This window comes from Vibrio sp. 1249-1 (assembly GCF_033340495.1).
In genome coordinates this window covers 656,558-670,971 of the sequence record NZ_JAWOWJ010000002.1, presented here as the reverse complement: position 1 = coordinate 670,971, position 14,414 = coordinate 656,558, and the positions used below count along the sequence as shown (strand labels likewise).

The following is a 14,414-nucleotide window of genomic DNA, read 5'->3' as shown; positions in this document are numbered from 1 at the left end:
CCATATTGGCCTCAATCCTCGTTGGTCGAAGATATTTTATGAATGGCTAGGTCAGCGCCATTGAATTCGTCTTCTTCTGAAAGCCTCAGTCCCATACTGGTATTAATCGCACCGTAGACTACAAGTGCACCAAGCGCTGCGATGGAAAGGCCCAAAAGCGTTCCTAGAAGCTGAACGATAATGCTCACGCCACCTAGCCCACCCAATGCGCTTTGACCAAAAATCCCAGCGGCAATACCACCCCAAGCGCCACATACACCGTGTAAAGGCCAGACACCTAGCACATCATCAATCTTGGTTTTGTTTTGTAGGTGGGTAAAAAGATAAACAAATAGCACGCCAGCAATCGCACCTGTCACTAAAGCACCGATAGGATGCATTAAGTCTGAGCCCGCACATACAGCAACCAAGCCAGCTAGTGGGCCGTTATGAATAAAGCCAGGGTCATTCTTACCAGCCAACAGTGACGCGACAATGCCCCCGACCATTGCCATCAATGAGTTCATAGCCACCAAGCCACTTATGCCTGACACAGTTTGAGCTGACATGACGTTGAAGCCAAACCACCCCACACATAAGACCCAAGCTCCCAAAGCCAAAAACGGAATATTCGAAGGTGCAAAGTTGGTGTGCTTTCCTGCTCGAACTCTGCCTTTTCTCATGCCCAAAAACACGACAGCAACAAGCGCTATCCAGCCGCCAACACCATGCACAACGACTGAACCTGCAAAATCGTGGAAGCCATAACCAAAGGTATTTTCAAACCAAGCTTGAACACCAAAGTTTCCGTTCCAGATCATTCCCTCAAATAACGGGTATACGATGCCGACAGTGAAAAATGTTGCGATAAGAATCGGATAAAAACGAGCTCGCTCTGCGATACCACCAGAAACAATAGCAGGAATCGCTGCAGCGAAGGTCAGCAAGAAAAAGAACTTCACCAACTCGTAACCATTACCTTGAGATAATGTCTCTGCATCAGCAAAGAAGGTGCCGCCATAAGCGACCCAGTATCCAATGAAAAAATACGCAATGGCGGAAATACCGAAATCGGCCAAGATTTTAACTAAAGCATTAACTTGGTTCTTTTGGCGCACGGTTCCTACTTCAAGAAAAGCAAAACCAGCATGCATCAAAAAGACCATGATTGCGCCAAGTAGTAAGAAAAGTGTGTCGGAACTTTGCGTGAGAGTTTGTACAGCGCCGTGTACCTGATTGGCAGTTACACTCATTATGATTGTCTCCGTTGATCTGTAGCGCACTTATCCTGTGCATCAAAGTTAGGCTCATCACCAATTTGGTGAACTTGATTTATAGAGCGTCTAACAGAGCAATTCTCATTCCATAATTTACATTTCTAACACTTACGATTTAATTTATTGTTTTGCATGAACTTTAATAAAATTACGTATTCTTAAAATGGCGCTTAACACGCTAATAAGTGCACCAATATGGTTTTAGTGCACCAACATAAAGCGCACCATATAACTCAACAAACAGCAAACTTTCTACGATAAACGTAAAAGCCACCTCATGAGAGGTGGCTTATATACTGAATGGCTAACTAAAGGAGTTTATCGAGTGATCTTCCCTGCTTTTACTTCTTCTAGCCAACGCCCCTCGACGAGATATAGCGGAAGCTAACTAAGCAGCAAGGTTTAAAATCTCTCTATAGGATATAGTACGTTATATTTAGGACTAGTACTTGCAATTCTGCAGCTCCCATACAACATCGCTTTAAAACTCTTCTATATCTGCCTCGTCGATCCTACCTTTTTTGAGTGTCTTTAAAGCTTTTTCTGAAACTACAAGTCTATAGTCTTCAGCTATCCAAAAATCATCCTTTTCCACACTACCTACTACCTTCAACCAATAGAATTTAGGCAATTGTATTCCTGGATATAGTTCGCCAAATTGCTCAGATGTTGATATCTCCACATCACTCAGTTTGTAACCTGTTAAATTTGCTGATCCAATTTCTTTTGCTAATGACTCGGTAACAATGTAGCACGGAAACGTCGCCAGTAAATCATCTCCCAACCAACCATCAAATTGATAGTGTAACTTAAACACTTTAGGTGGATGAGTTGATGTATCAAGTAAAGAATGCCTTCCCAATCCACCACTAACCTCAGGTTCAATATAAAAATACATGTGCTCCTCCGGACTAATTATCTAATAGGTGGGTTGAATTGTGCACCAAACATATCATCAATTTCTGTCGCCTTATCAAGTAACTGTTGCTTATTCGGGTTAGGGTTCTGCCGATAAAACTTGTCCCACTCTTTCCTGATCTTACTCAAATGAAGTTTAGAGTTTACTTCTTTTGGTATCCCACGCAAATTTTCAAGAGAGTGCATTTCGGATTCCTTTATTATCCCTGGGTATCGCTCACGAACTTGTTGCTCGACTGCATGATGAACAACCACTTTTCCTTCCGTTAAAGGGTTGGCTTCAAAGAACGTTTTTCTATAATTTATAGTTGTAGACTCACCAAATTTAGCTGATTCGTATTGGCCAAAAACATAAGTCACTCTAGATTCTTTGCGCGGGTGTAAAAGAACAAACTCCTCAATCCCAACAACATACTGCACTTCGTGTCTGCTGCCATCTGAGTGATTAATATGACGATAAAAAGTAATCTCGTTCTTCTCGCAATCAATATGGTCTAAATCGTATTCATATCGAATATTGTTTTTACCATTGGGTTTTCGGATTTTGACTTGCGAGCGAACGCCACCTTCTCCGACAGATGACTCTTTTGCTGCTTCTAAAATCTGATCGCAAACCTCTTGGGGAACATCGCTTTGCGCCTGATACTCAGTCAGCATTTGCTGTAAGCGTTTTAGCCCTTCTTCACAAAGGAAACCTGTTGGGTCAATCCACTGGATAGGATTGACTGCATATTGGTAATGGTTAATGCCACCAGCAATAGATATCGGGTCTTGTTGGATAAAACGTCCTAGCTTAGGGTCGTAATACCGAGCGAGGTTGTAGTGTAAGTTGGTTTCTTGATCGAAATACTGTCCTTGAAAACGCAATGGATTTACTACTTTTTCAATATGTACATGAGCAAAGCCGTGAGCATCGTAGCTGGCACTCCATACAACATTCCCCTCGTAATCGATCAGTCGCTCTGGTTTACCAACTTGATCGCACTGGTACCAATAAATAACGTCATTTTCTAGGAGTGCCACTGGCGTGTAGGTTTCGGGTTGATATAGGTACCAGCGGAAAGCACCTGAAGAGCGTTCACCAATTAAACGTTCCCCTTCCCACAAGAACTCCGTAACGCCTTGTTGTGTAATTTTCTTCGTCCTGCGCCCTAATGCATCATATTCATATTGACTGATGCCATCGTCGGTGTGAACTTCACTGAGCTGATTTAACGCATCAAATACGCGAGTCTGAACATGTCCTTGCCCCTCACGTTTTGTCTGGTTTCCTTGCGCGTCATATTTGAACCGGACATCATCGTGCACTTCAATACGATCAGCGAATACCTCTGAAGATGGCAAAGTAGGATTGCCAAAACTATCGTATTCAAATTTAGTCACATCTCCGGAAGCATTGACTCGTTTCAGTTGCCCTAAGGCATCGTACTGATAGTGTGTTGCTCCTGCCGTATTATCAATGATTGATGAAATACGGTTTTGCGCATTGTAAACGTACTTTTTCTCTCTATCAGGCCAATGTTGTTCGACCAAACGACCAACACCATCATAAATGATGCGCTCATTAAAATGTGCCGTTTCAATTTGGGAAACTCGTCCCATTTCATCGTAATGAAATTTGATTTGAGGTAAATCTAGGTTTCCAAACCGAATCGCTGAAAAACGCCCATATCGATCGTAAGAGAAGTTCAGCTCCGTATTATCTGGCAGTACCTGAGATACGCGTTGGCCAACTCTGTTAAACTCCTGCGCTATCTCAAACTGGCCTTGAATGCGCTTTGTTAAATGCCCAAATGAAGAGTATTGGTATTGCAATGTTTGATGGCGATTGGATGCGAAAGTAAGTCGACCACCAAGCGTATAATTGAAGTGGTTCTCTACAATACTGCTACCATTTCCTGCTTTGACGTGCTTGAGATAACCCGCAGCGTCATAGCGATACAGCACAGTCCTATCGGCGACTTGCTTACGATGGATCCGCCCCATATCGTCATAATCAAATTGGCTTTGTAGATTATCAAACCCAACAGTTCCTGACAGCTGGCCTTCATCGTCATACAGGAATTCGAACTCTAAGCCGTCACTCCGAACTAATTTAGTCAGGTTACGTTGTTGATCGTATTCGTAAGAAATATGGCTGCCATCGGGAAAGATGACTGCTTCTTGTTGCGCGAGTGCTCCCCATTGATACGAGGTAATGCCTGCTGGCGTTCGAATCTGAGCAACACGGCTGTGCTCATCGTAAGAATATTCTTCGCTATAACCGACTTTGTCTTCGTCGTTAAAATAACGAACTGATGTACGCCTGCCAAATTGATCATAAGCGAGTTGAGCAATACACCCATCGGGATAAGCAACGCCATTCACTAAATCTTCTTCATTGTAGCTATAACGAAGTAATGTACCGTCTATTTCATTCGCGATAAGTCTTTGTTGTTCATCCCACCACCATTGACTTTTCTTACCATCTTCAGACTCTTTTTTGACGACTTGCCCGTGTTTATCGTAATCATATTCCGTGACACAGCCAAACTGGTCGGTATCCCAAACTCTTTGACCGAGGCTATTGTAGTAAGCCTTCTCGATATCCCCATCTGGCGAAACCGTTTTAACTAACTTACCTAAGCCGTCATAGCCATATTGAATTTCTTTGCCAGAGGAATGAAACTTAGAAACCAATTGACCATGCTGATTATATTGATAATTGACCGTTGACTGATCAGGATAGATAGCTTGTGCTTTTCTTCCTAATTCATCATATTGCCATCGCCAAGTTTTACCTGTGGGGCTTATTTTCTCGAGTAAGTTACCCTGCTCGTCATGCAAGAAAGACCATTGATGATCTAACGAGTCAGAATAAGAAGAGTGATTTCCCTGATAATGGAAGCGATAGTCATAAATTCCTGCGTCCCCAACGTTCCTGATGCATTTCGCGTTAGCACCTTCGCCATCCCATTCAAAATAATGAGTAAAGCCAGTTGGTCGTACACGCTTAACAATTAAATGGCCGCGGTATTGATACTGTTCCTTTAAGCCTAAATGATTAGTTGCACTGACCAAATCATCGTGCTCATCATAGGTATAAGTTGTCAGAACTTTTTGGGACTTTGCATTAAGCAGTTCTACAAGGCGTCCTTGCTTATCATATTGACATTCAAGAACCGGACGCTTGTTATATGCGATCTCGATCAATCGATGGTTTCGAGAATACTGCAATTGAAACGTTGAAAACGTGCCATTTCTAACTTGTTTAACAAGCCAGCGATCATCTTTTTGCTCAAACCGATATTGATGCCCATTAGCGAGCGTTACAATCCGAGTTGTTGAGCTCAGGAAATAACAGCTCGCACCAGCGTATATTTGATAACTTGTTGCTCCAATATCTACTGGCTCAAATTCTGTGATATCGGCCTTATCGTCAACAAACTCCCAAGCGATAACATTGTCTTTCTCGTTCGTCTTTTCGCGTAATTCAAACTGAAATGCATGTCGCCAACCAAAGCCCATTCCATGATTTACATCCGACTGCGAAGAGCGGTAAGTACGCTGCCAAGTAGTACCTTGTTGTAGCTCGATATCATAGAGTTCGAGAATTTCTTCACCCGTCACAAGTGATACAGGATCACCGGCTTTCTCATGTTTTTCGCTGCTTTGTTGCTGAGGCTTGGCGGATGCGGCACTTCTGCCACTCTTTTTATTCGACTTCCCCTTTCCCTTCGATGGTTTTGCATTGACGGTATTTTGAGTCGGTGGAGGCGTAACCGCCGACGAGAGTGCGTAGTTTTCGCCGGTAGGTACAATTCGAGCGACATGCAAGTCACCGTTCACCAAAGCATTGGCAAACGTTGAATTATAGTGTTGGGAAGTAAGCTCACCGTCAGGTATGTTTGGCTTGAATTGACCAATCGCATAGAACAAATCCTCGACATAGCGAAGGTCAAGCTCACCAAAGCTCTCAAGAAACTCTATTGCCTCTTGTTTGGTCACGAATGTTTTAGGTTCGCCGCTAGTAAGTAACTGACCAGAGAAGTGATAACTTTCGCCAAAGCGATTCGTGATAGGAATGACGAATTGAGGGATCATAGCCGTAACGTGTTTGTCCTTTTCTTACCTTGCCGCATCATTTAATGCTCGTTTCGCTCTTTTTATTTGTGAGAGCAAGATGCCTTAATCAAACATCCTCCGATAGAGATTCCTCTGTATGCGTAGACTGAATGTATTGATGGCAATTTTCACGTATGCAACTCTTTGAATTTCTGAGCGCAGCGTACTTTAACGGGACGATGAATCCTGAGTAAATGAACAATAGCGTGAGTGAGACTAATGTCTCATCGTGACGCGATTTTTTTACATGTTTCTTACTTAACTATGATTTTCTGCCCAGTTACGTAAATTCACTCAATAAGTTGCATCAAGTATCACCACTGCGACTCAACGCTTCATATTTGAGACAAAACAGCAACAAAAAAACCGCCTATTACGGCGGTTTTGCTTAAAGAATACTGATTAAAGGTTTGGACCTGTCGATGGTCTGTGTGGTTGGTTATTGAGCAGTTGCTGCATCCCTTGAAACATTCGCATAAACCACACCAAGATGGCTAATGCAGCAAACACCATCCCTACCCAAGGAATAAAGTAAGCGATGGTTTCAAGCAAAGTACTATGCAACCAATAATCACTCACGCCAACGAGTACACCGTTAGAAGTCGCGACGGTGACGATCAACACAACAAAAAACGTCAGGTAGAGAAAGAAGGTGCGAATTAAACCGTAGTAATGAGAAATCACTACGTCGCTGTCTTCTCCCTTATCTAATCGGTAACCCGCATAGATAATTGCGATAACGCCTGAGATCAGAAACGTAAACGGGGTCAGACAGCTCAGGATGTACGCAACCCAAATCCCGTTATGAGGTTTGTTCATTCGCTTTCGCTCCTTTTACTTCCGTTTGTGCCGTATCTGTTTCACCCATCGCTTCTTTGGACTTCACTTCCTCATACCAAAGATCGTGATGCTCTTTCGCCCATGTTTCATCAACTTCACCTGTCACCATGCCTTCTAGCGCACCTTCCATTCCGAATAGACCAATATAGATGTGGAAGATAAAGCCACAGATTAGAATCAGCGCCGAAATCGCATGAACTAAGTTAGAAAGCTCCATGTCACGGCGAGTTTGGCCAAAGATAGGAAAGTCCAGAACTAAGCCACTCACTGCCGCGATAGCACCAAAGAAGATTAACAACCAATAGATTGCCTTCTCACCACCGTTTGAGAAACCAGCTGACGGATGTGTGCCTTTGTGTTTACCAACCATGCCGCCCATTTTCATAAACCAACGAACATCTGTCATGTTTGGAATCGACTTGCGCCACCATTTAAAGAGCACGAGCATCAGTAAAATGAAGAACAATGGTCCCATGTAATTGTGGTACTGCTTCGCCAACATGACGATAAAGCCCCAGAACTCAGTAGGAACGTACGGTTTTAAGAAGTGCTTACCGTAAACCAGCATCAAACCACTGAATGCCAGCGTTAAGAATGTAAACGCCATACTCCAGTGAAGCGCGCGGTCTAAACGAGACCAACGCTTCATTTTTTTACCAGTACGCGGCTTGCTAAGCATCAAAGGACCAACGAATACGTAAGCCATGATTACCATTGCAATACTGCCGAAAATCGCGACAGCACCAGCAGGAGACATCCATTTTTCTTTTAGAATGTACCAAGTCTCACCAGGTTTACTGATCAATACGCCATGTTCTGGCGATTGAGACGTGGTGTAGCCTTCTTGCCCCTCTCTGACTTCGCGCCAATAGTCTGCCCCGGCGAGTTGCGTGATCTCCTGTTGAATAACTTTAGAAGATTGTCCCTCTGCTGAAGCAGGCATTGCAAAAGTCAGCAGCAATGCCGTCATCATTGACAACATTGCTAGAGATGCACGTTTAAGCGTGTTTAACATGTGCCTCTCCTTACTTAGCTTTTCGTCGCATCGTAAGAAAGATCGTTTCCGTCTGTCCAACCTGCGTTTTTCGCGCCGCGTTCTACCACACGTTGACGGAAAATGTCAGAGACTTTCTCTGCGTCACCCGCAAGCAGCGCTTTGGTTGAACAAAGCGATGCACACATCGGTAACTTGCCTTCTGCGATACGGTTCGCACCGTACTTTTGGCGTTCTTCCTCAGAGCCAGGCTCTGTTTCTGGGCCGCCCGCGCAGAAAGTACATTTATCCATTTTGCCACGTTCACCAAACGCCTCTTGTTTAGGAAATTGAGGTGCGCCAAACGGACAAGCAAACAAACAGTAACCACAACCGATACACAGATCTTTATTGTGAAGAACGATGCCGTCTTCAGTATGTTCGAAACAATCAGCTGGACAAACTGCCATACAAGGCGCATCGGTACAGTGCATACAAGCAACAGAGATAGAGTTTTCACCAGCTTCACCGTCGTTTAGTGTTACCACGCGGCGACGCTGAATGCCCCATTCAAGCGCATCGTCGTTTTCGTTCTTACATGCAGTAACACAGCCGTTACACTCGATACAGCGCTTGGTGTCACATAGAAATTTCATTCGTGCCATTGTCAGACTCCTTACGCTTTACGAATGTTACATAGGGTTACTTTGGTTTCCTGCATCAAGGTAACCGGGTCGTAACCGTAAGTGGTTGCCGTGTTGGCCGATTCGCCAACAACGTAAGGCTGTGTACCTTCTGGGTATTTAGGACGTAGGTCTTCACCTTCGAACTTACCGCCAAAGTGGAACGGAATGAACGCCAAACCAGGTTTCACACGACGTGTTACCATCGCTTTCACCTTGATTCGTCCCTTCTCTGCACCTTCTACCCAAACATCATCACCATCTCTGAAACCAAGGTCGTTCGCGTCTTTCGGATTTACTTCGACAAACATTTCTTGTTGAAGCTCGGCAAGCCATGGGTTTGAACGCGTTTCTTCACCACCACCTTCGTATTCAACCAGACGACCAGAAGTCAGAACGATTGGGTACTCGCCCGATTTGTCTTGCTCTTGAATGGATTTATACAACGTAGGTACACGGAAGATTGCATCTTTGTCTTCCCAAGTTGGGTAGTCCGTTACAAGGTCACGACGTGGTGTGTAAAGTGGTTCACGATGCAGTGGCACACGGTCTGGGAACGTCCAAACAATCGCACGCGCTTTCGCGTTACCAAATGGAATACAACCGTGCTTGATCGCGACACGCTGAATACCGCCAGAAAGGTCAGTCTTCCAGTTTTTACCCTCTGCTGCCACTTTCTCTTCAGCAGTTAGGTCGTCCCACCAACCAAGTTGTTTCAATAACTTGTCAGTGAACTCTGGGTAACCATCTTTGATTTCACAGCCTTTCGAGTAGCTGTCTTCTGCAAGAAGGCTCTTGCCTTCAAATTCCACACCAAAGCGCGTACGGAAATTACCGCCACCTTCTGCAACCGTCTTAGACGTATCGTACAGAATGTGTGTACCTGGGTGTTTCATTTCTGGTGTGCCCCAGCATGGCCAAGGTAGACCATAGGTTTCACCGTTGACAGGGCCACCTTCCGCTTCCAATGTGGTTTTGTGGAACGTATGCCAGTTTTGTTGGTGCGCTTTCAAACGCTCTGGGCTTTGGCCTGTGTAACCAATCGTCCACATGCCTTTGTTGAATTCACGCGTTAGGTCTTCAATCACCGGCTGGTTGTTTTCAACACGGATGTTTTTGAACAGAAGATCGGAATAGCCCAGTTTCTTCGAAAGCAGGTACATGATTTCGTGGTCTGGTTTTGATTCAAACAAAGGTTCAATCACCTGATCACGCCATTGTAGAGAGCGGTTAGAAGCGGTAACGCTGCCGTGTGTTTCAAACTGTGTTGTTGCAGGAAGCAGGTAAACGCCGTCGGTACGGTCGTTCATTACCGCAGCAACCGTTGGGTATGGGTCCACAATCACCATCATGTCCAACTTCTGCATCGCTTTTTTCATCTCAACACCACGTGTTTGAGAGTTCACTGCGTGTCCCCAGTAGAACATTGCACGGATGTTTTCGCGTTGACGAATGTTGTCTTTGTTTTCCAGTACACCATCAACCCAACGAGATACAGGAATACCTGCACTGTGCATTGGTTTCTGACCGCTATAAGCGTTGTCATCGAAACGACCTTTGATCCATTCGTAATCGATTTCCCACACCTTTGACCAATGACGCCAAGCGCCTTCAGAAAGGCCGTAGTAGCCCGGTAGCGTGTCAGAGAGCACGCCAAGGTCGGTTGCGCCTTGTACGTTATCGTGACCACGGAAGATGTTTGCACCGCCGCCTGATTTACCAATGTTTCCAAGCGCTAGCTCAAGCACACAGTAAGCACGTGTGTTGTTGTTACCAGTAGTATGCTGAGTACCACCCATACACCAAACAATACAGCCCGGGCGATTTTCAGAAAGCAGTTTTGCTGTTTGGTAAACGTCTTCTTCGCTTACGCCTGTTACGCGCTCAACTTCTGCTGGCGTCCATTTCGCCACTTCAGCACGGATCTCATCCATACCGAATACACGTTGACGGATGAACTCTTTATCTTCCCATTGGTTTTCGAAGATGTGCCACAACACACCCCAAATGAATGCTACGTCAGAACCAGGACGAAGTGATACATAGTGATCCGATTTTGCTGCCGTACGTGTACGACGAGGATCCGCTACGACGATCTTACAGTTGTTCTTCTCTTTCGCGATCAGAATGTGCTGCATCGCTACTGGGTGTGCTTCAGCTGGATTTGAACCAATGAATAGCATCGACTTACAGTTGTGCATGTCATTGAAAGAGTTGGTCATCGCACCGTACCCCCAAGTGTTCGCTACACCCGCCACGGTTGTTGAGTGACAAATACGCGCTTGGTGGTCAACGTTGTTCGTACCCCAAAGTGATGCCATTTTGCGGAACAAGTACGCTTGTTCGTTGCTGTGCTTTGCGCTTCCCAAGAAGTAAACCGAATCAGGCCCAGACTCTTTGCGGATGTCCATCACCTTGTTACCGATTTCTTCGATCGCTTGATCCCAAGAAAGCTTTTTCCACTTACCGTTTTCAAGCTTCATTGGGTATTTAAGACGGCGCTCACCGTGGCCATGTTCACGCAGTGCTGCGCCTTTTGCACAGTGACCACCGGCGTTAAATGGGTGGTCGAATGCAGGCTCTTGACCCGTCCAAACACCATTTTGAACTTCTGCGTAAATACCACAACCCACTGAACAGTGAGAACAGATAGTACGTTTTACTTCTGTTTTCGCTTCTGGATCGACTGATTTTGCTTGCGCTTTTTTCATCATTCCCGGTGCGAATAGACTAGCACCAACCACTGCACCACCAGCGGCAAGCGAAGTGTTTTTCATGAATGCACGACGAGATACGCCAAGCTGGTTCGTTTCTTTGCTCACACTGTCGGAGCGTTTGACAAGTTTCATCCGTTATCTCCTAAAGTGTGTCGTAGTAATCGCGAATGTGTTGTGTTTCACGATACCCTTTCTTCTTCACGTCTTTTTCAGAAGGCTCAACCGTTTCTGAAGCAACGGCCACTTTCGTGGTTCCCGCAACAACAGCACCGGCAACGGCAGCGGTTGTGAAGCCTTTTAGGAGATCCCTACGGCTCGTGTTTATTTCTTTATTATCTTTCATCATTGCTTCCTTACCTTACGGTAGATCTTTGGAGACTCATGCCTCTCTATCGATATGACCAAGTACTGCTCGATTACTCGTAATCAGTGACGTTTTTCACATCAATTTTTAATTTGTTCTTACTGCTTTTGGTGTTCACGCTAAAGCGCACTTGCTCTAACGTTAAAAACGCGTCGCAAAGCTGTGCAGCTGGCTTGTAGAAGTTCACGCTTTCTGCGCTCTCTAGTTGGCGCGTAAAAGATTGGAACCAAGGGGCGATGTGTTTGTTAAACACCGCTTGTTGAAGTTCTTCCTCTTCACCTGTCAGCATTGCCATCACTTCGCACAGTGCAGAAATATGGTCTTCAGGCTCTTTCACGTTCTCTTCTCGTTCGATGCCTAAAAGATCCAAATCGCGACGAATTTCCGCTAACGGTTTTTCCATCATCGAGCCAGTGCGATGCCAAGATCCGAATGGCACAACTTCACCACGTCCAATGCCAATAAACAGATCTTGATATTCTTCTTCTAACGCTTCTCGCTGCGCTTCGTTCGCGGCTTGTTGCAGTGCGAGCCAAGCTTTTTGCATCGCGCTCTCAGACGGTTCAATTTCTAGCGATTTCAGGAACGCCAGCATTTCATCACTAGGCGCACTACGAAAAAGTGCAGATAGAACGAGATAAATGTCTGTTCTCAGTGTTTGTTCTTGTTGTGTGTCCACTGCGAGCTCCTAGTATTTTAATTGTTTCATTGGGTCTTCTGCCATCGACTCAAACATGTCGATCACACGGCAGTCTTCACACATCGCGATACGATTGATCGCCGCTTCATCAGAGAAATGAGAGTGACCGCGCAACTTGTTTTGTAGCATGTCGATCATCGATTGCGGAGCAAAGGGCTTGTGACAACGAATGCACTCGGCTGCCTTTTCTTCATGAATCACAACCGCTTTCTGGCGTTCTTCTTTCACCCAGTTCATACGAGGAGTAAGCGTCAGCACTTTCTCTGGACACGCTTTCTCGCACAGCCCACATTGAATGCAGTCTTGCTCGACGAATTTAAGCGACGGAGATCGACCGTCCGTATGCAATGCACGTGTTGGACACACCGCCACACAGCTCATACACAACGTACAACCTTTACTTTCACAAGAGACTGTGCCGTAAGGTGCGTTCGCTGGAAGTTCAACAATGTTCTCAACTGGAATACGTGATGCGGACAACGCATCCAACGCCGTAAATAGACGCTGACGTTTGTTGCCTTGCAAGTCTCCTAATGCCAAATCAAAAGACTCGGTACAAAGTGTCGGAGCACCTTCACGTAGTGACTCTAGATACAGAATGTCGATGGTTTCTTTGGCGATACCAAGCTGACCGAGCAGCTCTTGAGCAATACCTACTTCGCTATTAAGCACACGAATAATGGTTTGAGGCATAAAACGTGAAGCCGCAAACAGCACCTGAGTAGCACCATTCACAAGCGCGGCGAACCAAGTATCAATACCAACCGAAGGCAGTTCTTCCACCACAATTGGAATCACATTATCTGGCAGTGCTTTTAGTGCCATCACGTTGTAGCTCTCGTGGCGAGAACTGCAAATCAATACGATAGGATCTAAACCACCCGCTTGCTCATAGTTGGCGAGCGTACGTTCAATAAACTTTTGCGTATCTTCAGGGTTTGGCAGTGCGTAATGAATCGCTTCTGTCGGACACGCTGTAGCACAAGTACCCACGCCTTGACATAGGTATGGGTTGATCTCGATGCGATGGCCCGTTTTGTCGCTGCCTTCACTCGATAGTGCCCCTGCCGGACAAGCATCCACACACCGTTCGCAACCTTTTACGCCACGAGAGCTGTGTGCACATAAATCGGTATCTAAACGGAAAAATTTCGGTTTATCGAACGTCCCCATTAAGGTTGGAATCTCTTCCAACGCTTCAGCCAGTTTCGGATAGCCACGACCTACTGGGTAGTAGCCCGGTACTGGGACTTCTTCCGACATGCAGCTGTTAAGGCAAAGATCGAGTACGATATCGAAACAATCGCTATTGATCGCGACCTTGGCAAGATTGTTGGTCGAACCATGATTTTCAATCAGAACTTCAAACGTACCTAAGAACCCTGAAACCTGAACCGAATTGGCGTAATAAAGCTCGGGATTTGTGCCCTTTTCGCCATCGGTAGAAAGCAGCGTTAGGCTGTTCATTTGCGACAATTGCGCTGCCGCACTTTCGATGATTGCTGTTGGGCCCACAATCAAAGTATTACCGCCGCTTTCATAGCTTACGGTTGGTGGAATAAGATTGGTCAACTCTACGGTATTTTCGAAAGCGTACAGCCTCGCTTTACCGTTATTGGAAGTTGCTTGTTCTAATAATTGTTTCAGCATTGCTCAATTCCATTTATGAACATGGATAGTCTTTTCCATCTCTTAGTGTAGTTAGCGCCGGAGATTCTGCTGATTAACTTATCAATGAGCATTCTTATTCCGCCATCTATAGGCGATGAATACTACGCAGTGCGTCCGTACTAACTTCAACCAGATTGGTATTGAGCAACAGATAGCAAGCGTCATGCCAATAAAATATCAACTAAAAA

The 14,414-nt window shown here is 45.3% G+C and carries 10 protein-coding genes; all 10 read right to left on the bottom strand.

What is annotated here, in order from left to right; genetic code table 11:
- Positions 1 to 11 precede the first annotated feature (11 nt).
- Positions 12 to 1,232 carry an ammonium transporter gene (locus R7Z50_RS06400; RefSeq protein WP_017634904.1) on the bottom strand — a complete coding sequence of 407 codons (1,221 nt, stop codon included), beginning with the start codon at positions 1,230 to 1,232 and terminating at the stop codon, positions 12 to 14.
- 505 nt (positions 1,233 to 1,737) lie between these two features.
- Positions 1,738 to 2,154, bottom strand: a complete 417-nt coding sequence (locus R7Z50_RS06395; protein WP_021486723.1) for a hypothetical protein — start codon at positions 2,152 to 2,154, stop codon at positions 1,738 to 1,740.
- A 17-nt stretch (positions 2,155 to 2,171) separates the two neighbouring features.
- On the bottom strand, positions 2,172 to 6,257 hold the full coding sequence (locus tag R7Z50_RS06390) for an RHS repeat-associated core domain-containing protein (protein ID WP_318148956.1): 4,086 nt from the start codon (positions 6,255 to 6,257) through the stop codon (positions 2,172 to 2,174).
- Between the two features lie 423 nt (positions 6,258 to 6,680).
- The gene (locus R7Z50_RS06385) at positions 6,681 to 7,097 is read right to left on the bottom strand and encodes a membrane protein (protein WP_005377532.1); all 417 of its coding nucleotides are present in this window, start codon (positions 7,095 to 7,097) and stop codon (positions 6,681 to 6,683) included.
- Positions 7,081 to 8,133: a formate dehydrogenase subunit gamma gene (locus tag R7Z50_RS06380; protein WP_086046761.1), complete on the bottom strand. Its 1,053-nt coding sequence runs from the start codon at positions 8,131 to 8,133 to the stop codon at positions 7,081 to 7,083. Before R7Z50_RS06380 ends, R7Z50_RS06385 begins: the two co-directional genes overlap by 17 nt.
- A gap of 14 nt (positions 8,134 to 8,147) precedes the next feature.
- The gene (gene fdh3B, locus R7Z50_RS06375) at positions 8,148 to 8,756 is read right to left on the bottom strand and encodes a formate dehydrogenase FDH3 subunit beta (protein ID WP_005377536.1); all 609 of its coding nucleotides are present in this window, start codon (positions 8,754 to 8,756) and stop codon (positions 8,148 to 8,150) included.
- A gap of 11 nt (positions 8,757 to 8,767) precedes the next feature.
- Positions 8,768 to 11,623, bottom strand: a complete 2,856-nt coding sequence (locus R7Z50_RS06370) for a formate dehydrogenase subunit alpha (protein WP_005377539.1) — start codon at positions 11,621 to 11,623, stop codon at positions 8,768 to 8,770.
- A 10-nt stretch (positions 11,624 to 11,633) separates the two neighbouring features.
- Positions 11,634 to 11,834, bottom strand: coding sequence for a twin-arginine translocation signal domain-containing protein (locus R7Z50_RS06365; protein WP_005396171.1), 201 nt, complete (start codon positions 11,832 to 11,834; stop codon positions 11,634 to 11,636).
- Between the two features lie 73 nt (positions 11,835 to 11,907).
- Positions 11,908 to 12,534, bottom strand: coding sequence for a molecular chaperone (locus tag R7Z50_RS06360; RefSeq protein WP_017820684.1), 627 nt, complete (start codon positions 12,532 to 12,534; stop codon positions 11,908 to 11,910).
- Positions 12,535 to 12,543: 9 nt separating this feature from the next.
- On the bottom strand, positions 12,544 to 14,205 hold the full coding sequence (locus R7Z50_RS06355) for a 4Fe-4S dicluster domain-containing protein (protein WP_017634908.1): 1,662 nt from the start codon (positions 14,203 to 14,205) through the stop codon (positions 12,544 to 12,546).
- Positions 14,206 to 14,414: the final 209 nt, after the last annotated feature.